This window comes from Massilia arenae, assembly GCF_008014745.1.
GTDB lineage: Bacteria > Pseudomonadota > Gammaproteobacteria > Burkholderiales > Burkholderiaceae_D > Telluria > Telluria arenae.
The window spans coordinates 120,694-147,123 of record NZ_VPFD01000008.1; the positions used below are offsets into that span (position 1 = coordinate 120,694).

The 26,430-nt window shown below is 68.6% G+C and carries 22 protein-coding genes; 10 read left to right on the forward strand and 12 right to left on the reverse strand.

Features of this window, described 5'->3' with window-relative positions; translation table 11 throughout:
* Nucleotides 1-121 precede the first annotated feature (121 nt).
* The 8 genes from FVD38_RS09530 to FVD38_RS09565 form a co-directional block, all read right to left on the reverse strand.
* A complete protein-coding gene (locus tag FVD38_RS09530; protein WP_147934596.1) occupies nt 122-1,012 on the reverse strand; it encodes a pirin family protein in 891 nt (296 codons plus the stop codon).
* Between the two features lie 45 nt (nt 1,013-1,057).
* A complete protein-coding gene (locus tag FVD38_RS09535) occupies nt 1,058-3,313 on the reverse strand; it encodes a bifunctional serine/threonine-protein kinase/formylglycine-generating enzyme family protein (RefSeq protein WP_147934597.1) in 2,256 nt (751 codons plus the stop codon).
* Nucleotides 3,314-3,323: 10 nt separating this feature from the next.
* Complete coding sequence (locus FVD38_RS09540) at nt 3,324-5,357, reverse strand: coiled-coil domain-containing protein (protein ID WP_147934598.1); 2,034 nt, start codon at nt 5,355-5,357, stop codon at nt 3,324-3,326.
* A gap of 145 nt (nt 5,358-5,502) precedes the next feature.
* Nucleotides 5,503-6,507: a hypothetical protein gene (locus FVD38_RS09545; RefSeq protein WP_147934599.1), complete on the reverse strand. Its 1,005-nt coding sequence runs from the start codon at nt 6,505-6,507 to the stop codon at nt 5,503-5,505.
* Complete coding sequence (locus tag FVD38_RS09550; protein WP_229493548.1) at nt 6,504-7,610, reverse strand: hypothetical protein; 1,107 nt, start codon at nt 7,608-7,610, stop codon at nt 6,504-6,506. Before FVD38_RS09550 ends, FVD38_RS09545 begins: the two co-directional genes overlap by 4 nt.
* Before the next feature lie 27 nt (nt 7,611-7,637).
* Nucleotides 7,638-8,198 (reverse strand): hypothetical protein, encoded by a 561-nt coding sequence (locus FVD38_RS09555; RefSeq protein ID WP_229493550.1) that lies wholly within the window; start codon nt 8,196-8,198, stop codon nt 7,638-7,640.
* Nucleotides 8,195-9,493 (reverse strand): hypothetical protein, encoded by a 1,299-nt coding sequence (locus FVD38_RS09560; RefSeq protein WP_147934601.1) that lies wholly within the window; start codon nt 9,491-9,493, stop codon nt 8,195-8,197. Before FVD38_RS09560 ends, FVD38_RS09555 begins: the two co-directional genes overlap by 4 nt.
* 91 nt (nt 9,494-9,584) lie before the next feature.
* The gene (locus FVD38_RS09565) at nt 9,585-12,698 is read right to left on the reverse strand and encodes a penicillin-binding transpeptidase domain-containing protein (RefSeq protein ID WP_147934602.1); all 3,114 of its coding nucleotides are present in this window, start codon (nt 12,696-12,698) and stop codon (nt 9,585-9,587) included.
* A 214-nt stretch (nt 12,699-12,912) separates the two neighbouring features.
* Between FVD38_RS09565 and FVD38_RS09570 the strand changes: the two genes are divergently transcribed.
* Nucleotides 12,913-13,149 (forward strand): hypothetical protein, encoded by a 237-nt coding sequence (locus tag FVD38_RS09570; protein ID WP_123071466.1) that lies wholly within the window; start codon nt 12,913-12,915, stop codon nt 13,147-13,149.
* A gap of 161 nt (nt 13,150-13,310) precedes the next feature.
* Nucleotides 13,311-13,814, forward strand: a complete 504-nt coding sequence (locus tag FVD38_RS09575) for a YXWGXW repeat-containing protein (protein WP_123071467.1) — start codon at nt 13,311-13,313, stop codon at nt 13,812-13,814.
* A 24-nt stretch (nt 13,815-13,838) separates the two neighbouring features.
* On the opposite strand, the gene FVD38_RS09580 is transcribed toward FVD38_RS09575, so the two are convergent.
* On the reverse strand, nt 13,839-15,758 hold the full coding sequence (locus FVD38_RS09580; RefSeq protein ID WP_147934603.1) for a S9 family peptidase: 1,920 nt from the start codon (nt 15,756-15,758) through the stop codon (nt 13,839-13,841).
* A gap of 87 nt (nt 15,759-15,845) precedes the next feature.
* Here FVD38_RS09580 and FVD38_RS09585 point away from each other — a divergent pair, with 87 nt between their 5' ends.
* The 4 genes from FVD38_RS09585 (at nt 15,846) to FVD38_RS09600 (ending at nt 19,320) form a co-directional block, all read left to right on the forward strand.
* Nucleotides 15,846-16,511: a ribonuclease HI family protein gene (locus tag FVD38_RS09585; protein WP_147934604.1), complete on the forward strand. Its 666-nt coding sequence runs from the start codon at nt 15,846-15,848 to the stop codon at nt 16,509-16,511.
* Nucleotides 16,508-17,167 (forward strand): HD domain-containing protein, encoded by a 660-nt coding sequence (locus tag FVD38_RS09590; protein ID WP_147934605.1) that lies wholly within the window; start codon nt 16,508-16,510, stop codon nt 17,165-17,167. The genes FVD38_RS09585 and FVD38_RS09590 overlap by 4 nt, the downstream gene beginning before the upstream one ends.
* 62 nt (nt 17,168-17,229) lie before the next feature.
* A complete protein-coding gene (locus FVD38_RS09595; protein WP_147934606.1) occupies nt 17,230-18,474 on the forward strand; it encodes an MFS transporter in 1,245 nt (414 codons plus the stop codon).
* Between the two features lie 3 nt (nt 18,475-18,477).
* Entirely contained in the window at nt 18,478-19,320 is an 843-nt protein-coding gene (locus FVD38_RS09600) for an EamA family transporter (protein WP_147934607.1), read from the forward strand.
* A gap of 13 nt (nt 19,321-19,333) precedes the next feature.
* On the opposite strand, the gene FVD38_RS09605 is transcribed toward FVD38_RS09600, so the two are convergent.
* Complete coding sequence (locus FVD38_RS09605) at nt 19,334-21,502, reverse strand: TonB-dependent receptor plug domain-containing protein (RefSeq protein WP_147934608.1); 2,169 nt, start codon at nt 21,500-21,502, stop codon at nt 19,334-19,336.
* 287 nt (nt 21,503-21,789) lie between these two features.
* Here FVD38_RS09605 and asd point away from each other — a divergent pair, with 287 nt between their 5' ends.
* A complete protein-coding gene (gene asd / locus FVD38_RS09610) occupies nt 21,790-22,644 on the forward strand; it encodes an archaetidylserine decarboxylase (RefSeq protein WP_502572593.1) in 855 nt (284 codons plus the stop codon).
* Here the strand turns inward: asd and FVD38_RS09615 are convergent.
* Nucleotides 22,634-23,596 (reverse strand): LysR family transcriptional regulator, encoded by a 963-nt coding sequence (locus tag FVD38_RS09615; protein WP_147934609.1) that lies wholly within the window; start codon nt 23,594-23,596, stop codon nt 22,634-22,636. The genes asd and FVD38_RS09615 overlap by 11 nt on opposite strands.
* A gap of 110 nt (nt 23,597-23,706) precedes the next feature.
* On the opposite strand from FVD38_RS09615, the gene FVD38_RS09620 reads away from it, so the two are divergent.
* From FVD38_RS09620 to FVD38_RS09630, 3 genes are all read left to right on the forward strand, one after another.
* Nucleotides 23,707-24,303 (forward strand): FMN-dependent NADH-azoreductase, encoded by a 597-nt coding sequence (locus FVD38_RS09620; protein WP_147934610.1) that lies wholly within the window; start codon nt 23,707-23,709, stop codon nt 24,301-24,303.
* Between the two features lie 41 nt (nt 24,304-24,344).
* Complete coding sequence (locus FVD38_RS09625; RefSeq protein WP_147934611.1) at nt 24,345-25,214, forward strand: pirin family protein; 870 nt, start codon at nt 24,345-24,347, stop codon at nt 25,212-25,214.
* Nucleotides 25,215-25,317: 103 nt separating this feature from the next.
* On the forward strand, nt 25,318-25,788 hold the full coding sequence (locus FVD38_RS09630) for a hypothetical protein (RefSeq protein ID WP_147934612.1): 471 nt from the start codon (nt 25,318-25,320) through the stop codon (nt 25,786-25,788).
* Here the strand turns inward: FVD38_RS09630 and FVD38_RS09635 are convergent.
* Nucleotides 25,769-26,419, reverse strand: a complete 651-nt coding sequence (locus tag FVD38_RS09635) for a hypothetical protein (protein WP_147934613.1) — start codon at nt 26,417-26,419, stop codon at nt 25,769-25,771. The two genes, FVD38_RS09630 and FVD38_RS09635, sit on opposite strands and share 20 nt — an antisense overlap.
* Nucleotides 26,420-26,430 lie beyond the last annotated feature (11 nt).

Genomic DNA, 26,430 nt, shown 5'->3' on the forward strand with positions numbered 1-26,430 from the left:
CCGGCGCCCGCAGGTGTTCAGGAATCTTCATGGCTCACCTCCCGTATGCAATAAGCCCACGTTGGTGACGCCAGCTTACGCCTGGCCGCAGCCCTCCCGCGCCAGTTAGCCGCGCGGCAAGTCAGTCATGGCGCCAGGCCGACGGCAAGGGTGGCAAAGGAATGCGTTCCGTTTCTCCGGGCACCGCCACGAAGCGGTCCGCTTCCCAGTCGTGCGCCGCCTGCTCGATACGCTCGCGGCTGGTCGAGACGAAATTCCAGAAGATGAAACGCTTGCCGTCCAGCGGCGCGCCGCCGATCACGACGAAGCGCGCTCCTTCGCGCGAACTCACCCGCACCGCGGCGCCCGGCTCGAGCATGGCCATCGTGTTGGCGGCGACTGGTTCGCCGTCGACCTCGATCGTGCCGAATGGTGCATAGAGGGCGGCTTCTTCCGGCAGACGGTCGAGTTCGATGGCGGCGCCGGCGCCCAGGTGCACGTCGAGGTACAGCGTTTCGGCGAAGGTCGGTACCGGCGAGGTCTGGCCCAGCGCGGTGCCGACCAGCACCCTCACCTTGGCGCCGTCGAGCTGCACTTCAGGGATCTGGTCGGCCGGCGTGTGGCTGAAGGCGGCTGGCGCTTCCTCGTGTTCGCGCGGCAGCGCGGCCCACAATTGCAGGCCGTGGGTGCGGCGCGTGCGTTCGAGCAGGTCTTCGGGCGTGCGCTCGGAGTGCACGATGCCGCTGCCGGCCGTCATCCAGTTGATCGCGCCCGGCTCGATGCGCTGCTCGGTGCCCAGGCTGTCGCGGTGCATGATCGCGCCCTCGAACAGATAAGTCACCGTGGCCAGGCCAATGTGCGGATGCGGACGCACGTCATGGCGCGTGCCCGGCTCGGCCTCCACCGGTCCCATGTGGTCGAAGAACAGGAAGGGACCGACCGATTGTTTGGCCGCCGCCGGCAGGATGCGGCGCACGGTGAAGCCGCCGCCCAGGTCCTTGTCGTGCGATTTGAAGAGGTGTGCGATGGTCATGGCGAGCTCCTGGTCGAAAAGGCAATGCTCGACTGTACACCGGAGTTAAAGTTCGCGCACCACCCGAAAGCCGACGATATCGTTCGACAGCACGGCCGAGAAGCCGTTGCGCAGCGCCGCGCGCAGGTAGCGCGGGTTGTACAGCCAGGAGCCGCCACGCAGGATGCGCCGCACCTGGTCGCCGCCCAATTCCCATGCGCTGCCATCCTGCGGGGCGCCCTCGTAGTTGTCGTGCACCACGTCCTGCACCCATTCCCAGACATTGCCGTGCATATCGTGCAGGCCCCAGGCATTCGGCGCGAACATATCCGCCGGCGTGGTGCCGTGCCGGAACTCGCCGCGCGGGCCGCCGTTATAGGTAAAGCTGCCGTCGAAATTGGCTTGCACGGTCGAGATGGTGTCGCCGACGTTGAATGCGGTCTTGCTGCCGGCGCGGCAGGCGTATTCCCATTCGGCCTCGCTCGGCAGCCGGTAGCGCTTGCGCGTGGCCGCGCTCAGCCAGGCCACGTACTGCTGCGCGTCGAACCAGGTCACGCCCACCACAGGATGCATCTCGGTTTGCGGGAAACCGGGGGATTCCCAATTGACCTCGCCATGCTGTTCCCAGCCGCTGGCCTGCACGAAGGCGCGCCACTCGCCGACCGTCACCGGATAGCGCCCCATGGCGAAAGGGCGTTCGATGCCGACCCAATGCTGCGGGGTCTCGCGCGCGATCCAGTTCTTTTGCGAGCCGGCCGCCATCGCGATGCGGCGTTCGTGCTCGGGCGAGCCCATCTCGAAACGGCCGGCCTGGATCAGGACCAGGGCCGGGCCGTTGCCGCTGCCGTCGGTGAACGGGTCGTGCAGGATGGCGCCGGGGTCGACGGCCGGCATCGCTGGCGGCGGCGCGCTTGGCGCCGGCTCGGCCGCGCGCGCCAACTCTTCCTCGCGCGCCTTCTTCTGCTGCGCGATATATGCGGCGGCGGCCCTGGCCTGGGCAGCTTTCCGGGCCGTCTCTTCCTTGGCCGCCTGCGCCTTCGCCACCTCTTCGTCGCGCCTGGCCAGCAACTGCTGGCGCAGCGATTCCTTGCGCGCCAGGCGCGCCTCCTCGGCCGCCACCCGCTCGCGCCGCTGCTGTTCGCGCAGCTGGACGCGGCGCTGCTCGTCGAGCCGGGCCTGGGCCGCCGCCGCGGCTTCCGCCTCGACCTTACGGCGTGCGGCTAGCTCGCGCGCTTCCTTCTCTGCTTCGACCCGGCGCGCGGCTTCCTGCACCGCCAGTTCCTGGGCCGATGGGCCGGCCGCGGCGCGGATCGCGTCCAGCAGCGCGTGCACCGTGGCCGGACGCTGCGCCGGATCGGATGCGAAGCCGGCGCGCAGCACGTCCCACTGGCGCGCGCCGAGCGTCTCGGGCACCTGCCCGCCCGGCGCCCCGGGCAGCACGCCGGTCAGCAGCTGGTGGATCATCACCGCCACCGCATACACGTCGAGCGTCGGCTCCGGCACCCGGCCTTCGAGCGCCGCCTCGGGCGCGCGGTAGCCGGCGGTGCCGGACGTCGCCGGCGCATCGAACGGCGACATGGCGCCGCTGGCGCGGGCACGGGCGGCGATGCCGAAGTCGAGCAGCTTCACTTCTCCCTTGCGGGTGACGAACACATTGCCCGGCTTGATGTCGCGATGGACCAGGCGGTGCTTGCCCCAGGCATAGTCGAGGGCGTCGGCGACCGGGTCGAGCAGCGCCAGCACGCGGTCCAGGGGCAGCCGGGACTCTCGACCCAGCACGGCGTCGAGGTCCTCGCCTTCCAGGTATTCCATGATGATGAAGTAGCTGGACGTGGCCGGATCCTGCGCCCACTCGTAGACGCGCACGATGTGCTCGTGCGCCAGGCGCCTCGCGCGCGTGGCTTCCTGGATCAGGAGCTTGGCGTGGCTGGCGGCCTGGGTCAGGTGCGGCGGCAGGATCTTGAGCGCGACCTGGGCGCTGTGTCCCAGTTCGGCATGGGTGGCGAGGTCGGTCGCCTGCCACACCTGGCCCATGCCGCCGTGGGCGATCAGGCGCTCGAGCCGGTAGCGGCGGGTTTGCGGGCCGATTTCCTGGCCGGCCATCAGGCCGATCTCGGTGCCGGGACGCGCCATGGGCACGTCCGCTACGGGACCGATCTCAGTGCCGAGGGCCTGCGGTTCGGCCCCGGCGCCGGCGCGCTCGGCCGGCGTATAGGCCGCGTCAAGGATCGCGTTCTTGCGCAGGTCGAACTCCTGACGGCTCAACAGCCCGTCTTCGTGCAGCGCGCGTAGTTCGCGGATCTTGTCGATGGCAGTCTGCATTGCTATTGAATCACGCCGGCAGCGTCGCTCCGCAAGCGGCGCAGAAACGGTCGTCACGCCCGGCCGGATGGCCGTGGACGCATTGGCGCGCGCCCACGATGCCAGTGGCCAGCGTCGCCTGCGAAGTCAGCGCCGCCTTGTTCACATCGTTCTGCATGGCTAGCAGGTCGAGCTGGTGGCGGCGGTCCTTGTCGACCTCGAGTTCACGGCGCGCCTGTTCGGCGACGACCCGCGCGTCGGCCAGCGCGGCGTCGATCTTGCCCACGCCAGCCACGCCGGCCAGCGCCGTCAACTGGTCGCCATCCATCGAGGCATGCACGCGCGTCTTCAGGTAGTCGGCCAGCACCGCCGCATTCGGCGCCTCGGCCAGCGCCAGCTTGGCGGTATCGTCCATCGCGCCCAGCGCCTCAAAGCGCGCCATCGCCAGACGGGTCAGTTCGAGTTCGTGGGCGCGGTCGGCCGCGCGCGCGCCTTGCTCGATGCCGGCGCGGCGCTCGTCGGCCTCCAGGGTGACGTCCTGCATCAGGCGCGCGTGCGTGCTGTCGGCCTCGATCGTGCGCAGCAGCTTCTCTTGCTGGGCGCCGCGGCGCACGCTCTCGATGCGCTGGCGCGCCTGTTCGTCTTCCCATTCCTGCGCCCGTTCGGCCTCGCGCCGGCGCGCCTCGTTAGCCAGCTTCAGGGACTGGAACGTCGCCTCGTGCTCGGCGCCCTCGATGTCGCGCAGACGCCGCGCCGCTTCTTCTTCGCTTTCGCGCAGCCTTGCCAGCTCGGCGCGCTGGCGCGCCGCGTCCTCGATCTGGCGCGCCTGTTCGATCTTGTTGCGGATCTGCTGTTGCAGCAATTGCTGAGAGAAGCGCTGCTGCGCCAGCTGGCGCGCCTGGGTGGCCTCTTGCTGGGCGCACGCGATCTCGGCGCGCATGCGCACGCCGGCCAGCGCGCGCAAGTGCTGCCACTCGGCCGCCTCGTCAGCGCGCTGCGCGTTCTTTTGCGCCATCTCGTGCTCGAGTTCGGCCAGCACCCCGGCCGCGCCATTGGCCAGCGCCTGCTTGCGCGACTGCGCCTCGAGGATGCGGCCATACAGCTCGATCTGGCGCGCCCGCACGCCATGCGCGCGGTCGGCGCCCTGCAGGGACAGTTCTGCGCGCGCGATGGCGTCATCCTGGCGCAGCTCGGCGCGGCGCAGCCGCAGCCGCCCTTCTTCTTCGCTGCGCTTGATGCGCTGCCATTCCTCGGCCGTGTACAACTCGTCCAGCTGGCGACTGTGGGCCAGTTGCACGTGCTTTTCGTCGGTCGCCAGCCACAGGCTGCCGATGCGGGCGCGGTTGGCGTCGTATTTGTCGTGGCGCAGCTCGAAGGTCTCGACCGCCGTCACCGCCAGGCCGTAGCCGGCCAGGAGCGTCTTGAGGCCGCCCTGCAGGCGCTGGTCGAGCTGTTCGCGCAATTCGCCATTGGCCGCCAGTTCGCGGATCGAGCGCGCGCCGATGAACTCCAGCGCTAGCTGGCGCACCGGATGCGACAGCAGTTCGCGCAACTCGGCGGCGCCGATCGTGCCCGGCGTGGTCATGAAATGGCGGGCGAAGGCCGGCACGTTTTCGATCCTGACGCTGACCGAAAAGCGCAGGGCGATATCGAGATGTTCGCAGGTAGGGATGTCGTCGAATTCGAACGGCACCGCCAGCGCCCCGGTGCGGGTGACGAGGATCTCGGCGTGCTGGTCGCGCAGCAGGTGGTTCAGACGGGTGAAGAACCCTTCGATCTCGTACTCGCCCTGCGGCACCTCGGTGGCCTTTTCTCCTTGCAGGATGAAGCCGCGCGCCGTGGCCGGCACGCGCAGCGTCTTGACGAACAGGCCCGACAGCTCGCGCACGCCGAAGAACACGGCCAGTTCGTCGGGGCCCGGCACCCAGCGGTTCTCGACCAGCACCGGCTTGTTGCGCGGCGCGCCCAGGATCACGCCGCAGCCGGCGCAATAGCGCGCCTCGGGCGCGTTCTTGCACTCGCAGCGCGGGCAATTGGCGCCTTTAATTCCGAACATCTGCAACATATCCGACTCCGTTCTGTCCTGTACTTCTCGTCACTTTCAACTGCAAACCTGCTGTCCAGCCACTGGATTTTAGCAGGGCCATGCCTTCGGCACGGATCGCTCCCGTGCGCAGGGTGCGAACCGGTCAAACAAACTGCTATCCCTGCTAGATAATCCCGATCCGCTCGACGCAGGCCAGGCTGGCGCCGCGCGCGCGCAAGGCGTCGCGCAGTCCATGAGGCAGAGCGGATTCCCACTCTTTTGGCAGCAGGATGCGGTCGCCCGGGCCGGCTTCGCGCGCGATCAGCGCGCATTTCGGCGCCAGCGCCTCGACCGCCTCGACCCGCCCCGCATGCCAGGCGCTGGAGCTGCCGGTGGCGATCACCCGGCCGCGCGCCAGAAATTCGCGGCCGCGCGCCATGCGGTCGGCCATCACCAGCGCCAGCTGGTAAGAGTCGCCGGAGAAGCGCGGCTCGCCGAAACGCACCGTGGTGCGCCACTGGCCCTGGCCGCGGCCATCGAAGTGGCGCGACCCGGCCAGCACCGCCGCCACCTGCGCCTGACGCACCGCATCCACGTCCGGCACGCTGACCGGATCGTCTTCGCCGCTCCCGGCCCTGGCCAGTGGCCGCACGCTGACCTCGACCCAACCGAGGCCATCGTGTTCGCCGCCGCTATGCATCGGGAACCAGGCGCGCGCGCTGGAGATCCCGGCGGCGGGATCGGGCTGGCCGTTCAGGGCGCCCAGGTGCGCCAGGGCGTCGGCGCCGCCCAGCAGCACGCCGTCGGGCATACCTGCCAGCCTGCGGCCATCGATCCGGCCCAGGTGCCAGGCGTCGGACCAGCCATTGGCCACGACCTCGCGCCGTGGCGCAAAGACGTCGCGCACGATGCGGTCGGCCAGTACCGCCGCCAGTTCCCAGTCGCGGTCTCCCTCGGCCGGCGCGCGGTCCAGGCTCAGCACCACCTGGTCGCGACTGTCGAAGCGCGGCTCGGTGTGGCGCGCCAGGCGCACCACCTGCTGCATGCGCTCGGCCACGCCAGGCGCGCCCGGCACGCTGCACTTGACGTCGGCGCGTCCGGCGCGCGGGCGGCGCGTCGCGGTGATCGTCAGCATGCCGCCATCGACGGCAATGCTGCGGCACTGGACCGCACTTGCATCTGCTTTCATGCCTCCTCCAACTCCACTTCACGCGCCGTGACCGCGCGCCGCGCGCCAGCCTCGGTCTCGAGATTGGCCACGATGCGGTCGGCTTCGTCGAACAGGTTGTCGAGCGGGCCTTCGCCGGCCACCTTCAGGCGCGCCAGCAGCGCCCAGGCCTCGTCCAGCGCGCTGGCGGCGCGGCGGCTGTGGCGTGCGCGCCGCAGCTGCTCTTCCTGCGCCAGCGGCTGGCCGGGAGCCGCCAGTTCCAGGGCCGGCATGGTGCCGACCGACAGGCTGACCAGGTCGAGCCGGCGCAGCAGCTCCTGGTGCTGACGGAAGCGGCCCTGGTCGGCCGGCAGCACCGCCATACGCACTGCGCACATTAGGCAGGGCAGCTCGAGGAACAGGCGGCGCAGCGCGCGCGCATCCTCGCAGGCGGGAACGAAGGCTTGCTGCGGCACCGCCGGGGCCAGCGCACCCTCGCGGGCAGCGGCGGACGGATGGACGGCATCGAGCCGCGCGGCAAGGCGCGCATCGAGCGTGGCCGCGTAATCACGCGCGGCGCCCAGGTCGACCGGCACGCAATCGTCGACCGTCACGCCGAAACGCGTATACATCAACTGGTTGAAACCGGTGCGGAAGGCGTTCCACTCTTCCAGGGTCGTGCAAGGGGGCAGCTCGAGGTTGCCCTGGGCCAGCTCGCGCTGCAGCGCGGTCTGCGCCAGTTCGACGAATCCGCTCAATTCGACCATGCAGCCGGCCTCGCTGGCCAGGAACAGGTCGAAGCGCTGGTGCGTGGCGCGCGGGTCGCTGGCGTCGATCGCGAAGTGCACCCGCAGGCCGATCTCGGGCGCGCCCGCGAACGGCGCCAGCTCGCAGGTATAGGGGCCCGGATGGACGCACCATGCGGTTTCGCCCTCGATGGCGGCGATGCGGCTGCCGGCGGCCTGGCGCCGGCTGCGTCCGCCCCGGTCGACCAGTACGGCGGCGCAGCCCGGCGGGACGGTGAGGCCATTCGGCGCCGGCAGCGCGATCGCCACGCTGCCGAGGCGGCTCGCGTCGAACTCCGGCTGCCGCAGCGGGCGCAGCGTGTTCTGCAACGTATTCTTGAACAGCGAACCTAGCATCATCGTCCTTCCGGGTATGTCAGAACACCACTACGTGATCGGCGTCGCCCGAGGAATCACCTCGAAGCGCGCTCCATGCTGCTGAAAATGCGCCGCGGGCAGTGCTTCGAAAGGCCATGGCCCTTCGCACTCGCCGTCGGCATCGAGTTGCCCTTCCAGTACCAGCGCGCCGCGGCCATCCCGCACCTCGATCGCCGGCCGTGCTTCCATTACTTCGGCGGCCCCTGCCGCTTCCGGGTCGAGCTGGACCACCACGGCCAGGCTGCCCGCGGCGTCGACAAAGTGCAGGCGCCACATGCCGTCGTCGGTGCGCAGCAGGTCCAGGGCATTGCCGCTGTCGGCGACGCGCAGCAGGCCGCGACTGCCGCGCCAGCCAACGGGCTGCGCCTGCGCACGCCGGCTGTCCGCCAGGTGGCGCAGGCGGCGCAAGGTCAGTGGCGAGCCTTGAAGCGCGGCGCGCTCGCCCGCCGTCAGCGGCCGGCTGCCGTCCAGCGCCTGCGCCAGCACCGCGTCGGCCAGCACCAGGCGGTCGCCCTCGATCCGGCGTCCCAGCAAGGCCCCGGCCTGCAACTTGCGATCCAGTTCCGTCATGCCCATCGTCTTTCCTCCTCCATTCCCGCCATCTCGTTCAGGTGCGCGACCGCGGCGTCACGCCGCTTGCGCAGGGTTGGCAGCGATATCCCGTCCAGCCCGGCCAGCTGCTGCATCGTCGGCAGCTCGCCGGTCTGCGGATCCAGCCATTCGGACGGATAGCTGTCGTCGAATGGGCCGAGCAGCTTGAGATACACCGCCAGCCGCACCGGCAGCGAATCCTGCGCCATACGGCGCGCCGCCCAGCTGGCGCGGTCCTCGCCCAGCGCCGCCAGTACAAGATAGTTGGGGGGGAGTGAAACCTGTTGCGCGACCAGGGCCAGGCGCGCAGTCTCCTGCGCCTCGACCGGGTCGGCATCGATCGCCGCCGCGGGTTCAGCGGCATCCAGCTCGTCCTGGCGCGCCTCAAGGATCAGGTCGGGGCCAGGCGTGCTGCCCTGTTCCGATTCGTCCAGCACGCGCCAGTAGTCGTCCAGCCAGGCGCTGGCCTCGCCGGCGTCGTGCAGCCAATCCTGGTCACGGTTGGCCGACAGCAGCTCGTATTCGCCGATCTCGCGCAGCATGGCGCCGATCTTTTCAGGACTGTTCTTGAGGCTGGCGAAGCGCTTGGACTTCGTGTGCAGCGGGCCCGCTGTGCCGGTGTGAAGCTCGAGGCTTTCGCTCCAGCGCATGATCCATTCGGGCTTGCAGTCGCCGCTCGTGCGCAGCTGGCGCGCCTCGATCGGCATCGCCACGACCTCGCGGCCCAGGATGGCGCCGACGTGCGGCGCGTGCTCGCGCCAGCCCTCGAACAGTCGCGCGACCTCGTGCCAGGCGGTATCGAGCATGCGGTAGGCGTACATGCGATTGGGACTGCATGGGCGGCCGCAGGCGGCCTGGTAGTTGTCGCTATCGACCTTGTCGCGCAGGACGGCGTACAGGTCGTTGAATTTCTTGCGCAGCAGGGCCTCGCCGCCAGGCTGGCTCCAGAACGGGCCGATGCGCGCATGCTCGGCCACCACCGCCGCGCATAGAAAGGCCCAATCCGACGGACGCGCCTGCAGCTCGTAGACGAGGGTCAAGGCCAGCTCGCCGCAGGTATCGCCATAGCTGTTGCCGGGCGCCTCAGCACGCGCGCCGGCCGCGTGCAGGGCATGGCCGACCGCGTCGACGTAGGCGCCGAGCGACTGTTCAGGATCCGGATCGAGCAAGGTATCCGGCCCGAGCCGGGCGCACGCCTGCAGGGAACAGTGTCCCAGCAGCTTGCGGACCTGCTCCCAACCGTGTTCCTGATACCGGGTTCCCGGCAAACGCATACCTTACCCATCCTCTGTTTCGCTCCGCAGCCATAGCGGATTGAAATAGATGATGCCATACAAACACGGCCTTGAGGCGCGCAAGAGCGCTCTATTTGTCCCTCTTTTCCAACGAATGGCCTTGCATGGATTGCAACAGAGCGGCCACGACCGGGGCCGCGTGGCCGCCGCCGGTAGCCGCCGAATGACTGACGAAGGCCGCGAATGCCAGCCGCCCGGTCTGGCCCGGCAGGGTTCCCGGCTCGAGCCAGCCCATGAACCAGACGGTCGCCAGATCGTCCTGGCCGGCCGGCGCCGTGCCGGTCTTGCCGTACAGGCCAGGCCGCAGCGCGTCGAAGCCGGCGCCGCGAAACGCCCCTGCCGCGGTGCCGCCGTCGATCACGCCCTTCATCCCGGCGCGCACGCGGTCCAGGCGCACGCCCAGCGGCTCCCCTGCCCCAGCCTGCGCCGCGCGGCCGTCGAGCGACAGCAGCAGGCGCGGCGCCACGGTACGACCCTCACCGACCGCGGCCGCCACCAGCGCCATCTGCAGCGGCGTGGTCTGCATGCGCAGGCCGATCGCCATCTGGCGCAGTTCGTGGCGGCTGTGGACCGGATCGAGCCGGGAGGCGCTGGCCTGCAGCGCGTCCCACTCGCCCCAGCGGTAGTCAGGCGGCAGCAGGCCGCCGTCGAGCCGCAGCGGCTGGCCGAAGCCGAGCCGTCCCGCCATCGCGGCCACCGGCCGCACCGTGTCCAATGCGCCCGGCTCCAGTTCGCGCGCGCCCGGCATGCCGCCTTCCGGCTGGCCCATCAGCGTATGGTCGCTCAGTTCCGCGCTCCAGGCGAACCAGGTATTGACGCTGTGCGCCATCGCCTGCGCCAGGCCCAGGCGGCCGTCCTGGGCCCGGGTGCTGGTGATCTGGTCGCGGAAATTGGTGATGCGGGCCCGGTTGCCATCGACGGGATAGCTGGGCGCGCCGGTGCGGAAATCGTAGCCACCCGCCTGCGCCAGCCGGTCCACCTCATGCAGGGGCAAGCCCTGCAGCAAGCCGTCCAGGCGGGCGTCGCCGCGCGCCGCGCCCTCCAGGCCGAGGGCGGTGATCACCTTGAAGGTCGAGCCAGGAGCGCGGTGCGCGCCGCCATCATGCTGGAAGGCGGCGATGCGGAGCACGCTGCGGGCCGGATCGGCGCGGTCGAAGTCGCGCAATTCTCCCCAGCGGCCCGGATCGGCCTGGCCGCCGCCGCTGGAGGCCGCGGCCAGGATGTCGCCGCTGCCGGCGTCCAGCAAGACCAGGCCGGCGCGCCGCTCCGGCTGGGCATCGAGGCCGCCGACGCAGGCCTGGCCGTCCCAGCGGCCTCCGCGCAGGCCGATGCAGTCGAGGAGCTGCTGGGCCCTGGCCTGCAGGCCCAGGTCGAGGCTCAGCTGCGCCTCATGCTCCGTGCCGCCAAGCCGCGCCAGCATGCCGGCGACGCTGCCGTCGTGCTGGCGGTGCACGCCCAGCAGCGGCGCCAGGCCGGCGCGCAGCGACGCTTCGGCCGGCGCGCCGTCGGCCCACAAGGCTTCGCCATGGCGGTCGCGCAGGCGCACCGGTACGGCGGCGGGCCGTGTTCCGTCGCTGCCACCAGCCGGCAGCGCCTGCCAGGCCAGGCGGCCATCGACCATGGCCAGGTGGCGGTAGGCGGCGTCGGCGCCGCCCGACATCGTCGCCAGGTCGAGTGGTTCGACCTGCACCGCGATCGCGGCCGACCCGGCCAGCGGCGCCAGCACGAGCCGCTGCACCGCCTCGCGGTCCGGGCAAGCACGGCCGTCGCAAGCGCCCTGGGCCAGCACGCGCGCGCCCGCCACGCCGCGCACCCGGCCCGCCACCAGCAGCTCGACCGGCCGGCCGGTTGCCGGTGTATTCAAAGTCACCAGCGATCCCTGGCGGCCGCCTTCCCAGCCGCCGACCCGCTGCCATGGTTCCCAGCCCTCAGGCAGACGCGCGAACAGGCGCATCGCTGCCACCGGCAGGCCGGCTTCGCGCGGCGCCGGCGCGCCGCCGACCAGCGCATGCCAGACCGCGTCGGCGCCCGGCAGGCTGCGCCAGGCCACCAGCCGGCGTTCGCTATTAAAGATGCGCACCTGCTCGCGCACAAAGGCGCCGTCGGCGCGGTGGTGCAGGCGCTCCAGCAGGCGGCGGTCGCCTGCATCGAGCTGGTGATCTTCCCAACCCGGCAGCGGCGCGCGCGCCTCCCGGACGGCGCGGTGCCAGGCCAGCAGGTCGCGCGGCGCCAGTTCGACCAGTCCATCGCGGCCCAGGCGCAGCAGACCGCGTGCGCGCAGCGCCTCGAACAGCGCCTGGTCCTCCATGCCGGGGCCTGGCAGCAGTGGCACCTGCCATGCGCCCGGCGCCAGACGCAGCTGCACAGGCTCTCCCTGGGCCGGGAAGGCCTGGACCAGGGCCGCGCCGCCAGCGGCGCCCTGTTGGAAATGATGCAGCACCAGCTCGCCCGCCTGCGGGCAGGCGGCGCTGGGCCGGCGCGTGAAGCGCAGGGCCTCGCTGCCCCACAGCAGCCAGCCGCTGTTACCCAGCACGGCCTGGCCCTGGCGCGCGCGCGTCACGTTGCCGCCGCTCGCATCGCCGATCCAGCCTGCCGTGGCGGCGCCGGCATTCCAGGCGAGCGTCAAGCCAGTCGCGCCGGCGCCGGCATTGCCGGTGATATCGATGCGCGGCATCGTCGAGCCGGGTCGGGCCAGCAGCACGCTGCGCGGCGGCGCATTGGCGGCGCGCGCGATCCGCGCCGCCTCGTCGAAGGGATAGCCGATCCGCAGCGGCAGCATGCGCGGCCGCGCCGGGTCGAGCATCTGGGTGCACAGGTCGACCCGCAGCGACGGGGCGGCACGCATGCCGCTCGCCACCAGCAGGGCCAGGCCGCCGTGCTGGGTGAGCGAGATGCCGCTGTCGCGCGGAACCACGAAGTCCAGCCCCGGCGCGATCGGCTGCAGGGCGCCCAGCGCGACCGCACCGGGTGTCTCGGCCGCGCCGTCCGGCAGCGCACGCGCATGCATCGCCAGCGCGACGGCGCCGCCCAGGACGACGGCCAGCACGGCCCATACCCAGGCTGGGCCAAGGGACAGGGACCAGCTGGCCCCGGCGCTCATCGGGCGGGCGCCAGCGCGCAGGTTGCGGGAACGGCGGCGCGCCGTGCGCGTAGCGGCCAATTGGTCGATCAGGGTCGCGAGCATGCCTGTCATCCGGTGTTTACGTGGCGCCCACGCGCCCTTCGCGCTCAGCTAGCGGAGGGGAGGTGAAAGAGAAGGTGCCGGAGGGGCTTCATCCGCCGCCTGATGCAGCTCATTCCGCGTTTTCGACTGCTCGTCGCATCCCGCTGGAGACCATGCGGCGCTTGGCCTACAGTGAACACATCGACACACCAACCACCTGAAAAGGAGCTGCAAAATGAACGTCCTCAAACACATGGAAGCCATCTTCATCGCCGCCGCCCTGGTCGCCGTCCCGGCGGGCTATCTGGCCAAGATTCCCGATGCCCGTGCAGACAACTACAGCATCGACAGCGCAGCTATTGCCAGCGGCGACAAGATGGCGGTTGTGACGGTCAGCGCCAAGCGCCTGGACGCCGCCGAAAAATCGCAATTGCTGGCGGCGGACACCGTCACCGCCGGGAGCCGCATGTGAGCGCCGTCGGTCGCCGACGCGCCGCCAGGATGCGGCGCGCGGCGGCCCGAACTTCATCATCCACTGAGCTGTATCATTTGTAAAAACTTGCTTCAAACGTCACGTCCCGATTCCCGGATTGCTATATTCCATCGCATCCGCTCAAGGATCTGGAGACGAACATGAAATCCCCCCTTTTGATTGCAGCCCTGATCGCCATCGGCGCCGCTGCCTTCACCCCACTGGCCTCGCACGCCCAGCCCCATATCTCGGTCGTGATCAACACCGCGCCGCCGGCGCCTGTCTACGAAGTCATTCCCACCGCACGCCGCGGCTATGTCTGGGCGCCCGGTTTCTGGGAATGGCGCAAGCATCGCCACCACTGGGTGCCGGGCCACTATGTCACCGCGCGGCCCGGCTATGTCTACGCGCCACCGAGCTGGCACCATCGCGGCGGACGCTGGGTGATGGAGCCGTCGCGCTGGAACCGCGGCCCGGCCCACCATTACGGCCCACCACCGGGCCACTACCGCGACGATCGTGACCGCCATCACCGCAAGCACGACCGCCACCATGGCCGCGACCGGGACCGCGACGGCATCCGCGATCGCCATGACCGCGACCGCGATGGCGATGGCGTGCGCAACCGCCACGACCGCCGCCCGGACAATCCCCACCGCTACTGAACCACGGCGCGGCCAGGATGCGGATCAGCGCTTCAGGTGCTTGTCCAGGAAGGCGAGGATCTTCGCATCCGCCACGGCCGCGTTCTTCTTCTTGGAGAAGCCGTGGCCCTCGTCGTCGAACACGACGTACTCGACTTCCACCTTATTCTTGCGCACCGCCTCGACGATCTCGTCGCTCTCGGCCTTGATCACGCGCGGGTCGTTGGCACCCTGGATCACCATCAGTGGCTTGCGGATGTGATGGGCGTGGAATAGCGGCGAGGTCGCGACCAGGAACTCCTTGTCCTTGACCGGGTCGCCGATCTCGTCGTACAGCGCCTTGCGCTGCGCTTCCCAGTACGGCGGGATGCTCTCCAGCGTGCGCACCCAGTTGCTGACGCCGAAGATGTCGATGCCGACCTTGAACGCCTCGGGCCGAAAGGCCAGCGCCGCCAGGGTCATGTAGCCGCCGTAGCTCCCGCCCATGATGCCGATGCGCTCCGGATCGATATAGCCCTGGCTCGCCAGCCAGGTCTTGGCCTCGACGCAATCCCACAGCGGCTCCATGCCGTGCTTGCGGTCGTCGGCGCGGAAGAAGGTCTTGCCATAGCCCGAGCTGCCGCGGTTATTGATGCCCAGGACCGCATAGCCGTGATTGACCAGGTACTGGATCCGGGCGCTGTAGCCGCGCATGGTCTGGCCGCCCGGCCCGCCGTGCACCAGCATCACCGCCGGCACTTTCGCGCTCGGCGACGCGCCCTTCGGCCGATAGTAGATCGACGGGATCACCATGCCGTCGAAGGACTTGAAGCGCACCACCTCGGCCTCGACCAGGTCGTTCGGGTCGATCTCCGGGTTCAGGCTGCGCGTCAGCTGCGACGTCTTGCCGCTCCTGAAGTCGTGCACGTACAGGTTGTTGGGCGAGCGGTCGCCGTTCAGGTAGAACGCCATCAGCTTGCCGCTTTCGGAGAAGGTCACCTGGCGCATCTCGCCGCCCGGCAGCTTGGGCAAAGCCACCGGTTTGCCTGCCTCGTCATACAGCCGTACCTCGATACTCCCGTCGCGGTTAACCAGGCTGACGCGGTGGCGGCCGTTGCGCGAATAGTCGGTGCCCAGCAAGTCCCAGTCGGCCTTCTCGACTTCCTTGACCTCGCCGCTGGCCAGGTCGTAGGACTTGATGCGCGCGAACTCGCCCTCCCCATTGCTCGTAAACAGCAGGCGCTTCGATGCCGGGTCGAAGTCCGCCGCCGCATGGCTGGCCGGCTCCTTGTGCGGCGTGATGTGTTTCATTTCGCGCGCCTGCACGTTATAGACATAGACGTCGCTGTCCGACGTGGTGGCGGGCTTGTTGAAGGCGAGCCAGTTGCCGTCGCGGCTGATGGCCGAGACATTCATGCCGCTGTCGTTCTTGTACACCATCGTGCGCGCATAGGTGGCGGCCTCGTACAGGTACAGGTCGAAGAACTTCGGATCGCGCTCGTTGGTGACGACGTAGAAGCCGCTGCCGTCCGGCTTCCAGCCGGCGAACGAGGCTTTCAGCTTGTCGCCGGGCGTCAGGTCGCGCTCCTTGCCGTCGAGTTCACGCACGTACAGGTGGTTTTGCTCGTCGCCGCCGCCATCGCGCGTAAACAGGATGCGGTCGTCGTTGTAGAAGTAGCCGACGGCGTAGGTGGTGTCGGTCTTCGACGCGGTCAGCGCGCGCGGCTTGCCGCCGCCGACGGGCACCGTATAGGCATTGAAGATGCCGGACTCGTTACTGCTGAACAGGATCTGCTTCTCGTCCTTGCTGAACGAGGCGCCGGTGAGCGAGGTCGTCGCCATGAACTGCTCGATCGTGTAGCGTTTGACGGCTTGAGCGCGCGGCTTGGCCGATGCGGCCTGGGCAAGGGCCTGCATCGGCGCAAGGCCGACGCCGGCGAGCATGGAAAACAGGGACAGACTGACAGCACGACGATTCTGATGCATACGTTCTCCTGTGGTTGAGTCCAACAGGATGAGTGTTTCAAAAGTCTTAACACCTGTCAACAATCGCGGATCGGTTATGCTCTCGCCATGATCGACCTCGCCACCCTGCAAGCCGCCGCCTTCAAGACCGAGCTGTCCGCCGCCCGGCGCCTGACCGCGCGCACCGGCATGCCTGAGGCCGAGGCCCTGGAAAAAACCCTGATGCTCAGCGCCGGCAACGCCGGACTGGCCAGCCTGCTCACCGACCGCCAGGCCCAGCGCAGCCACGCCGAACTGCAGGCAGCGCGGCGCCAGGCCAGCGTGGCCGCCGCGCGCACCCGCGGCGCGGGGCCGGAGACCAGCGCCTGGCGCGCCTGGTTCGATGGCTCGGCGCGGCCAAACCCTGGCCGTTGCGGGCTGGGCGCCGTGCTCGAAGGGCCGGCCGGCGAGCGCCATGAACTGTCCGTCGACGGCGGCCATGGCAACAGCAGCGAAGCGGAATACCGCGCCCTGAACGCCGTGCTGCGCGCGGCCGTCGAGCATGGCGCGACCGACCTGCTGGTGCTGGGCGACAGCCAGGTCGTGATCGACGACGTCAACGCCCCTGATGGCGCCAATGCGCCGGCCCTGGGCCTGCTGCGCAGTGAGGCGCTGGCCCTGCTGGCCCGCCTGCCGCAGGCGCGGCTGCGCTGGATCCCGCGCCACAAGAATACACGGGCCGACGCGCTGTCGCAGCGCGCCGTGCCGCCCCTCACCCTGGAACAAGAAGCATGACCGAAACAAGCAATACCGATCTCTCCGGCTGGCGCACCAGGCTGGTCGCCATGGCCGCCAGCAGCGCCGACACCGACGGCGCCCACGACAGCGCCCACCTCGACCGCGTGTGGCGCACCGCGCAGGCGCTGCTGGAACACCATCCCGAGGCCGACCGCCTGGTGGTGCTGGCCGCCTGCTACCTGCACGACCTGATTAATTTGCCGAAGAACGACCCCGAACGCGACCAGGCCTCACGCCGCTCGGCGCGGCTGGCGCGCCATCAGCTGGCCCACCTGGGCTTCCCGGCCGACAAACTGGACGCCGTGGCGCATGCGATCGAAGCCCACAGTTTCTCGGCCGCGATCCCCGCCGAGACGATCGAAGCGAAGATCGTGCAGGACGCCGACCGCATGGACGGCCTGGGCCTGGTGGGCCTGGCGCGCATGTTCTACATCGCCGGCCGCATGGAAAGCAGCCTGGCCCACCCCAGCGACCCGCTGGGAAAGGAGCGTGACTTCGACGACCGCCGCTATTCGCTCGACCACATCATGGTCAAGCTGCAGAAGCTGCCCGACATGATGCAGACCGACGCCGCGCGTGCGCTGGGCCGCGAGCGGCTGGCCAAGCTGCTGGCCTTCCGCGAAGAGTTCGCGGCCGAATGGAGTGGATCCTAGACCGCAACCTTGACCACTTGTAGCAATGCTAAGATAGACGAACTGTATTGACCGAGGTGTCCATGACCAGTTCGACCGCAGCACCGCAACCCGTCTCCGGCAAACTCAATTTCGTCCTCGTCTGCGTCTTCATCGACATGCTCGGCATCGGCCTGATCGTCCCGGTCCTGCCGCTGCTGCTCGACCAGTTCGTCGATGGGCCGGACAAGCGGGCCTTGTGGTACGGGCTGCTGGCGGCGACCTTCGGTATCCTGCAATTCCTGTTCATGCCGGCGCTCGGCGCGCTGAGCGACCGCATCGGCCGCCGTCCGGTGCTGCTGTATTCGATGGCGGGCATGTGCCTGAACTTCCTGGTCACGGCCTGGGCGCCCAGCCTGGCCTGGCTGTTCGTGGGCCGCATCATCGGTGGCATGTCCTCGGCCAGCATGTCGGTCGCCTCGGCCTACGCCTCCGACATCTCGACCCGCGAGAACCGCGCCAAGGCCTTCGGCAAGATCGGCGCCGCCTTCGGCCTGGGCTTCATCTGCGGCCCGATGCTGGGCGGCATACTTGGCGACGCCAACCTGCACCTGCCCTTCTACGTCGCGGCCGCGCTGTCGGCGGCGAACCTGGTGTATGGCTTTTTCTTCGTGCCGGAGTCGCTTGCCAAGGAAGGCCGCGAACCGTTCAGACTGGCGCGCCTGAATCCCTTCTCGGCCTTGCTCCGATTGGTCAAGCGCGAAGACATCCGCGGCCTGGTGATCGTGATCACGCTGGTCACCTTCGCCCAGATGATGCTGCAATCGACCTGGGTGCTGTACACCACCTTCCGCTTCAACTGGACGCCGCGCGACAATGGAATCGCCCTCTTTTGCGTCGGTCTCGGTTCGGTAGTGGTCCAGGCCTGGCTGCTGGGCAAGCTGATCCACCGTTTCGGCGAGGTGCGGCTGTCGCTGATGGCCCTCACTTCCGGCATGCTCACCTTCCTCGCCTACGGCCTGGCCACCCAGGGCTGGATGATGTACGTCTTCATCCTGGAGAATGTGCTGGCCTATGCCACCGGGCCCGCCCTGCAGGGCATCGTCTCGAAGTCCTCGCCATCCGATCAGCAGGGCGAGGTGATGGGCTCACTGCAGTCGATCGGCAGCCTGGGGGTGATCGTCACACCCCTGCTCGGCACCGGCATCCTGAGCGCGGTCAGCCACCTGCCCCCTGGCGACTGGCGGGTCGGCAGCAGCTTCTTCTTGTGCGCGGCGATGCAGGCGGTGGCATTGATCGTGGCGTGGCATTACTTTCGCAGCCATCAATATGCCGGCGTGAAGGCCTAGGCCATGCCAACCCACGTGCTTGCCGCGATCCTGTTCGCGGCCTTCCTGCACGCGGCGTGGAATGCGGCCCTCAAGTCGCAGCCCGACACATTCATGGCGGCGCTGGCCGTGACCAGCGGCGCCGCCGTACTGGCTGCACTTGCACTTCCCTTCCTGCCGGCGCCGGATGCGTCCAGCTTTCCCTTCATTGCTGCCTCCAGCATGCTGCAGATCGCCTACTACCTGCTTCTGGCGGCGGCCTATCGGGTGGCCGACATCGGCCATGCCTACCCGCTGATGCGTGGCGTCGCACCGGTCCTGGTGGCACTGGGCGGCGGCCTGCTGGCCGGCGAATCGCTGCACGGCGCCCAATGGATCGCCATCGGCCTGATCTGCGCCGGCGGCGCCGCACTGACGCTGGGCGCGCGCGGCCACGCCTCGGGCGGGCTGCGTCCAACCGCCCTGGTGCTGCTGACCGCGACGGCGATTGCGGCATACACCCTGGTCGACGGCCTGGGCGTGCGGCGCTCGGGCGCTCCAGCCGCCTACACCGCGTGGATCTTCCTGCTTACCGGGATCGGCATCGCGGCCCTGTCATGGCGCCGCAGCGCCGGCCAGCTGCCGGCCTACCTGATCCGCCATCCCGGACTGGCGCTGATGGGCGGCGCAGCAACCACCGGCTCCTACGGCATCGCCTTGTGGGCGATGACCCAGGCGCCGGTCGCAGTGGTCGCCGCCCTGCGCGAAACCTCGATCGTGTTCGCCACCGCGATCGCGGTATTCTTGCTGCGCGAGCGCGCCACCCGCGCCCGGATCTGCGGCGCCGGCCTGGTGGCGCTGGGCGCGGCGGCGGTACGCCTGGCGTAACCGGGATCGACATTCAGAACTTCAGCTCATAGTTCGCCTGGATGCGCACCGCGCCCGGATAATCGAAGCGGCGCTTCTCGACGCCGGCGACCGGATCGGCGTAGGTCACCTCGAAGCCCGAATCCTCGTGCGCCAGGTTCGATAGCGACAGCCGGACCAGCCGCTTCGGATCGAAGCGCCACGCCGCATAGGCTTCGAGGTCGGTGCGCGCTTCCGAGTAGTAGCCGCGATTGGCTGTCACCCTCACTTGCCCGTTGCGCGTGAAGGCGGCGCTGCCTCCCAGCGCCAGCGCTCCCGCCTTGTAGTCGAGACCGACGTTGGCCGACAACGGCGTCTGCCGCTCCAGCCGGTTGTCGGGACCGGGGACCGATTTCACGCGCGCCCAGTGACGGCTCACGCCGGCACGCACATCGATCGCCGGCGCTTGCGCAAACAGCGACGCGAGGGGGAATTTGGTTTCCAGTTCAAGCGTGCGGACCTCGGCGCGGCCGTCGTTCACCGGCGTGACGATCCAGCGGTAGCCGTCGAAGTAGATGCGGTTGCTGGTGTAGTCCTCGATGCGGCGCAGCGACGCACGCAGCGCGACCATCGCGTTCTCGGCCCAGTAGTGTTCGTAACCGGCATCCACACCCCAGGCCAATTCGGGCTTGAGCTCCGGATTTCCCTGGAAATCGGCCTCGGTAGCGCTGTTGTTTTCCCACACCTGGCGGCGCGGCAGCAGATTCCACAGATCCGGCGCCTTGTAGGTACGGGTCACGGCAAAGCGCAGCTGGTCGCCCTTGCGGTCCGGGATCTTCCACAAGGTCTGCAGGATGGGGCTCCAGACGTTGGAACTGCTGCGAGTGGCGTCGAACGAGTCGCCCGAGGCGCGGATACGGATGCCTTCCCAGCGCAGGCCCAGGTACATCGACCACTGCGGCGTGATGTTCCATTCATCCTGGGCGTACACCGCCATGCGGGCCACGCGCGCCTCGAACGTTTCGTCGAGCGGCAGGCCGGGCGGGAAGACCCGGATCGCGTCGCGTTCGTGGCGCATCTCGTCGCGCCAGCCGACGCCGCCGTCCCAGCCGGCCGCGATGGCGTGGCCGTTTTCCAGCTTGCGGATGTACTTGCCGGTCGAATTCACGCCGCGATCGCGCCAGCCGGAATCGACCCAGCCGTCGGTGACCGGAACACCAAGGGGATCGGCGCCCCGGCGCAAGATCGTGTTGTCGGCATTCTCGCCGCTGAGTCCCAGCTTGGTCTCCAGGGTCGCGCCGGAATCGAGTTCGGTGGTCCATTTCAGGTCGGTGCGCAGGTCTTCGGCGTCGGCCCGCATCCGGTTGTGCTGGTCGGGGACCGGTGGCGGCTGGCCGATGGCGGTCGCGATCGACAAATGGGTGCGGTTGCGGAAGCGATTGACGTTGACAAAGGTCTCGAGACTGATCGTATCGCCATCCGCCAGCGTCCATTCGAAACGTGGGGTCAGGTTCATCCGCCGCATGCGGCCCTCTTCCGGCGCGCTCGTCATGCGAGCCAGGGCAACTGCGCCGCCTGGCGCGATGGTCTCTTCGAAGATGCTCCAGGCACGGTCATAGCGCTCCGCGGTCGCGTCGCCCGCGAGCGACCAGGCGAAACCCTCCCCGCGCTCGCTCAGCTGCAGCGCCGCATTGGGGCCCCGAAACTGCGACGATTGCAGCATCCCCAGCTTGAGCTGGCGCTCGCGTTCCTTGGCAACGCGACGCAGGATGATGTTGACGGTGCCGGCCACCGACTGGGTCGACAGGTCGGCGGTGGCAGCGCGCAGCACCTCGATGCGTTCGACCACGTCGGGCGACAGCGAATCGAAGTCGAAGCCGCCAGGCGGCCGCTCGCCGTTGATCAGGATCTGGGTATAGCCGGCGCCGAGTCCGCGCATCTGGATTTCACCGCCCCGCGCCTGGTTGGTGTTCACGGTCACGCCCGGCACACGCTTCAAGGTATCGAGCACCGAACGGTCGCCATAGCGGCTCAGTTCTTCGCGCCCGACCACGGTGCGGGTGGCGGTGTCGTCGCGGCGCGGGTCGTAGCTGGCGCTGCTGCCCTTGATTTCTACCTGCGAGACAGGAGCTCCCGCTTCTTCCTGCTGTGCGCACGTGGGGCCGGCAAAGGCCGCCAGGATGATGAGGGAAAGGGGACGGCGGCTTCGGTTCGGCGTTTTCACAGGGGAATCTCCTCGTTATTGGGTGTGTATGGAGGAAATATATGCCCATCATTGGCACAATGTAAACGTATTCTTGGAAGTTTATGCTTCCCACATGAGGAATCGTTGAATTCCATCTAATGGCAACAGTTACTGCCATGCCAAGGCATTAGCACCAGCGTTCGCCACTGTGCCACCACCTGGAGTACACTCGGGCATGCCTTGACATGGAAATATCGTTTCCATTCGGCACTTTCGCTGTAGCACGCCCGCTATAATGCGCACTTTTCGAAGAAAGGCGATCGTCCGTGTCCCGTATAAAAGTCTTGCCGCAATACGTCATGCCGAAGCAGGCGATCACCAACTTCGCCGGCCGCGTCGCCGGCCACAAGGGCGGATCGATGACGACCAGCCTGATCCGTTGGTTCGTGGGCAAGTACGGGGTCAATATGGATGAGGCGGCCAATCCGGACATCGCCAGCTACCCCAGCTTCAACGAATTCTTCACCCGTCCGCTGCGCGAGGGCGTGCGTCCGCTGGCGGCCAGCGACTACGTGTGCCCGGTCGACGGCGCCATCAGCCAGTTCGGCGACATCGACGATCACCAGATCTTCCAGGCCAAGGGCCACAAGTTCACCACGGCCGAACTGGTCGGCGGCGACCAGGCGCTGGCCGCGCATTTCCAGCACGGCCACTTCGCCAACGTCTACCTGAGCCCTAAGGACTACCACCGCATCCACATGCCGTGCGACGGGCGCCTGACGCGCATGATCTATGTGCCGGGCAAGCTGTTCTCGGTGAATCCGACCACGGCGCGCGGTGTGCCGGGCCTGTTCGCGCGCAACGAGCGCGTGGTGTGCGTGTTCGAGAGCGATGAATTCGGGCCCTTCGTGATGACCCTGGTCGGCGCGACCATCGTCGGCAGCATGGCCACCGTCTGGCATGGCGTGGTCAATCCGCCGCGCATGCCGCGTATCTGCGAATGGAATTACGACCCGGGCCAGGTCACGCTGAAAAAGGGCGAAGAGATGGGCCGCTTCCTGCTCGGCTCTACCGTCGTGATGCTGTTCCAGCGCGGCGCCATCGCCTTCAACCCGGCCTGGGCGCCGGAAGGCAAGGTGCGCCTGGGCGAACCGATGGGCGAGCGGCCGCTCAAGTCTTGACGTCCTCCAGCGCCGCGCGCGCCTTGAACGCGGCCACCGCTGCATGCGGGCTGTGGCCTTTCTCGGTGCAGGCCGATTCGATCATCTCCAGGAAGGCCCGGGTCTTGGCCGGCATCAGCTTACGGCTCGGGAACACTGCCCAGCCGCTGGCGGTCGGCATATCCCATTCCGGCAGCACCCGCACCAGTTCTCCAGTCTGCATATAGGGTTGGGCGAACAGCGTCGAGCTGAGCGCGATGCCGGCGCCGCGCGAGGCGATGCGCGCCAGCAGGTCGGGCGAGTTCGCCGTCAGCCGCGCGTTGAGCGCGCGCTCCCACTTCAGCTTCCCGCGCATCAAGACCCACGGCACGGCCCCGCCGGTGCGACTCAGGATGCACAGCACGTCGTGCGCGTCGAGATCGTCGGGATGCTCGGGAATGCCGCGCCGCGCCAGGTAGCTCGGCGCCGCATACAGGCCGGGCTGCTCGAGCGTGATCGGACGCGCGCTCAGGGTCGCGTCGTTCGGCAGGTCGCCCATGCGGATCGCGATGTCGAAGTTCTCCGCCACCAGGTCGACCCGGCGCGGCGTCAGGTCCATCTCGAGCCTGACCGCCGGGTAGCGCTCCAGGAAGCGCGCGATAACTTCGTTCAGGCCGCTGTTGGCGAAGTCGCCCGGCGCCGAGATGCGCAGCTTGCCGCTCGGTTCGCCCTGGCGGTGCTGGGCCAGCGCGCTGGCGGCATCGGCTTCGTCGGCCAGGCGGCGCGCATGCTCGTACAGGCTGGCGCCGAACTCGGTGACCACCAGCTTGCGGGTCGTGCGCTGCAGCAGGCGTTCGCCCAGGGTCGTCTCGAGCAGCGCCAGGCGGCGCGAGACGGTCGACTTGGGCAGGTGGACGCGCTCGGCCGCGCGGGTAAAGCTGCCCGACTCGACGATCCGGGCAAACAGCAGCAAGTCATTCGGTTCCACGTCCATGATTGTTCCACCAGCAGAATAATGTTATCCATTCTACTGGCTTCCGGACTGATTTTGGAATTGCTAAAGTAGCCCCATCGAAACTCTCTACCAAACGAAGGGGCCTGACCATGAACATCCTGCACATCACCACCAGCGTCCGCGGCGACGCATCGGAATCCACCCGCGTCACCCAGCAGATCGTCGACAAGCTGTCCGCTGCCAACCCGGGCGCGACCGTCGTGCGCCGCGACTTCGGCGCCCAGCCGCACCCGCTGCTGGACGGCGCCACGATCGGCGCCCTGTTCACCCCGCTTGAGCAGCGCAGCGCTGAACAAGCAGCGCGCGTCGCCCTGGACGATGCGCTGATCGCCGAAGCGCAGGCGGCCGACGTGATCGTGCTGGGCGCCCCGATGTACAACTTCGCGATGCCGGTGCAACTGAAAAGCTGGTTCGACGCGGTCGCCCGCGCCGGCGTGACCTTCCGCTATACCGAGACCGGTCCGGAAGGCCTGCTGAAGAACAAGAAGGTGTACGTGGCCGCGGCCCGCGGCGGCGTCTATGACGAAGCGGCCGACCCGCAAGTGCCGCAGATGCGCGCCCTGCTGAACTTCCTCGGCTTGAACGACCACACCTTCATCTACTCGTCGGGCATGGCGATGGGTCCGGACGCGGTGGCCAAGGGCCAGGCCGCGGCCAACGCCGCCATCGAGGCAGCACTGGCGTAATTTGCCGCCCGCCAGGCGGCGCAACCAAACAGGAGAACAGCATGAATACCGCAGTTGCCACTACCACCATCCAGAAAACGCGTAGCGTCGAGCGCATCATCAACGGCCAGTTCGTGATGGACGGCGCGGGCGTGAAGATCAACCGCGTGCTGACCGGTCCCCTGCAGCGCCGCCTGGATCCGTTCCTGATGCTCGACGCCTTCGGCAGCGACAAGCCGGGCGACTACATCGCCGGCTTCCCGGAGCACCCGCGCCGCGGCTTCGAGACCATCACCTATATGCTGGCCGGCCGCATGCGCCACCGCGACAGCGCCGGCAACGAGGGCATGATCACCGATGGCGGCGTGCAGTGGATGACGGCCGGCCGCGGCGTGATCCACTCCGAGATGCCGGAACAGAACGAGGGCCTGATGGAAGGCTTCCAGCTGTGGCTGAACCTGCCCGCCAGCGACAAGATGGTCAAACCGTGGTATCGCGACATCCCGCTCGAGGAAGTACCGCGCTTTACGCTGGACGATGGCGTGACGGTGCAGGTCATCGCCGGCAGCACCCACGGCGTGACCGGGGCCGTGCAGCGCGCGCATACCGAGCCGCTCTACCTCGACCTGGAGATCCCGGCCGGCGTGAGCTTCGAGCAGCCGATCCCGGCCGGCCACAATGCCTTCGTCTACCTGTTCCGTGGCGAGGCGGTCATCGAAGGCAAGGGCGTCAGTTCGGGGCGCATGGCGATCCTCGACAACGCGCCGGGCGCCGACGGGGTTCGCATCAAGGCAGTGGAGAATACCCGCGTGCTGGTGCTGGCCGGGCGTCCGCTGAACGAACCGATCGCGCAGTACGGTCCGTTCGTGATGAATACCCAGGCCGAGCTACAGCAGGCGGTGGAGGATTTCCGCGCCGGCAGGTTCAGTTGAACGATCGGCAGCAGGGCGCCCCAAACCGCCCTGCTGCCCCCTATGCGAGGTTGACGGCCATGCGCTACACTCGCGGGATGACACAAGCGCAAGACATCTCGTAATGGCACTGCTGGACACCCTCGGCGACCTGTGGTCGCGTGCAAGCCGGGCCATGGGCCTGGAAAACGCCGACCGCTTCCCTCCCGGCCACGCCTATCCGCACACCCGCTGGAACAAGGCGTATTTCGACATCCCGTCCGACTACAAGGCCGACCGGATGGAGACCATCGTCTGCGCCGCGATCGCCAATACGCCTTATGTGTTCGGCGAGATCCGCAACCCCACCCCACGCATGCAGCGCGCGCTGCTGTCCATCATCGAATCGCGCCTGCGCCGCGCCGATGCGCCGGCCGACCTGGTGCACCTGTTGATCAAGGCTTACCGCCAGCCGCATACGCCGGACATCGTGCCGGGATTGCGCGCCGCGATCGCCGCCAACGCCCAGTACGACGCCAATATCCAGGCGCATGCGGTGCTGGCCTACCTTGGCGACGCGCCGGCCGGGTTCGGTGTCATCGAGGCGCAGGGCTGAGTCGCTCCGCGACATAGGCCAGCCACTTGTCCCCTGGGTTTGCCCGGCCCTCGATGGTCGCGACGTGCTCGTAGCTGCGCGCGATGACCGGCTCCCCGACGAATACCAGATACCGTTCGCCGACGATGAACCAAGGCTCGATGCTGCAAAAGTGCATCCGGGCATAGCGGCCACCGCCGTGCTCCCAGAATTCGGCGCGTCCCTGGTCGGCTTGCGGCCCCGGATCCTGGAAGATAGTCGGCGGCGATATGCCCATCAGCGTAAAGACTTTCCGGTCGGGCCCTCGCCAGCGCTTCTCGACCTCGAACTGATACTCGACCGGATACCGCCGCGAATAGCGTTCGTCGTCGCGGTCCGCCAGGGCGCTGCTCCAGCCCTGGTAGGACGCCAGCCATTCCGGAGTCTCGGGTTGGCGCCGCGGCACCGGCTCCGGCCGCGGCGTTGCGCGCACCACCTTCACGAGCGCGACGTCGGTCGCGCCTGCGACTTGCTCTTCGGCGCTGAGCCGCTGCGGCAGGAACCGGCAAGCCTGGGCCGGCTGGACCGCTCCGGCAAGCAGCAAGGACGCGAGCAGCGCCGCGGTCTTCTGTCGCTTCATAATCCCCTTCGGATCGCCCGGCGAAATCGGCATCGACCTCGCCT

Coding starts and splice junctions, on each gene's coding strand:
- FVD38_RS09530 (WP_147934596.1), bottom strand. CDS start 1,012: ATGACCATCGCACACCTCTTCAAATCGCACGACAAGGACCTGGGCGGC.
- FVD38_RS09535 (WP_147934597.1), bottom strand. CDS start 3,313: ATGCAGACTGCCATCGACAAGATCCGCGAACTACGCGCGCTGCACGAA.
- FVD38_RS09540 (WP_147934598.1), bottom strand. CDS start 5,357: ATGTTGCAGATGTTCGGAATTAAAGGCGCCAATTGCCCGCGCTGCGAG.
- FVD38_RS09545 (WP_147934599.1), bottom strand. CDS start 6,507: ATGAAAGCAGATGCAAGTGCGGTCCAGTGCCGCAGCATTGCCGTCGAT.
- FVD38_RS09550 (WP_229493548.1), bottom strand. CDS start 7,610: ATGATGCTAGGTTCGCTGTTCAAGAATACGTTGCAGAACACGCTGCGC.
- FVD38_RS09555 (WP_229493550.1), bottom strand. CDS start 8,198: ATGACGGAACTGGATCGCAAGTTGCAGGCCGGGGCCTTGCTGGGACGC.
- FVD38_RS09560 (WP_147934601.1), bottom strand. CDS start 9,493: ATGCGTTTGCCGGGAACCCGGTATCAGGAACACGGTTGGGAGCAGGTC.
- FVD38_RS09565 (WP_147934602.1), bottom strand. CDS start 12,698: ATGCTCGCGACCCTGATCGACCAATTGGCCGCTACGCGCACGGCGCGC.
- FVD38_RS09570 (WP_123071466.1), top strand. CDS start 12,913: ATGAACGTCCTCAAACACATGGAAGCCATCTTCATCGCCGCCGCCCTG.
- FVD38_RS09575 (WP_123071467.1), top strand. CDS start 13,311: ATGAAATCCCCCCTTTTGATTGCAGCCCTGATCGCCATCGGCGCCGCT.
- FVD38_RS09580 (WP_147934603.1), bottom strand. CDS start 15,758: ATGCATCAGAATCGTCGTGCTGTCAGTCTGTCCCTGTTTTCCATGCTC.
- FVD38_RS09585 (WP_147934604.1), top strand. CDS start 15,846: ATGATCGACCTCGCCACCCTGCAAGCCGCCGCCTTCAAGACCGAGCTG.
- FVD38_RS09590 (WP_147934605.1), top strand. CDS start 16,508: ATGACCGAAACAAGCAATACCGATCTCTCCGGCTGGCGCACCAGGCTG.
- FVD38_RS09595 (WP_147934606.1), top strand. CDS start 17,230: ATGACCAGTTCGACCGCAGCACCGCAACCCGTCTCCGGCAAACTCAAT.
- FVD38_RS09600 (WP_147934607.1), top strand. CDS start 18,478: ATGCCAACCCACGTGCTTGCCGCGATCCTGTTCGCGGCCTTCCTGCAC.
- FVD38_RS09615 (WP_147934609.1), bottom strand. CDS start 23,596: ATGGACGTGGAACCGAATGACTTGCTGCTGTTTGCCCGGATCGTCGAG.
- FVD38_RS09620 (WP_147934610.1), top strand. CDS start 23,707: ATGAACATCCTGCACATCACCACCAGCGTCCGCGGCGACGCATCGGAA.
- FVD38_RS09625 (WP_147934611.1), top strand. CDS start 24,345: ATGAATACCGCAGTTGCCACTACCACCATCCAGAAAACGCGTAGCGTC.
- FVD38_RS09630 (WP_147934612.1), top strand. CDS start 25,318: ATGGCACTGCTGGACACCCTCGGCGACCTGTGGTCGCGTGCAAGCCGG.
- FVD38_RS09635 (WP_147934613.1), bottom strand. CDS start 26,419: ATGCCGATTTCGCCGGGCGATCCGAAGGGGATTATGAAGCGACAGAAG.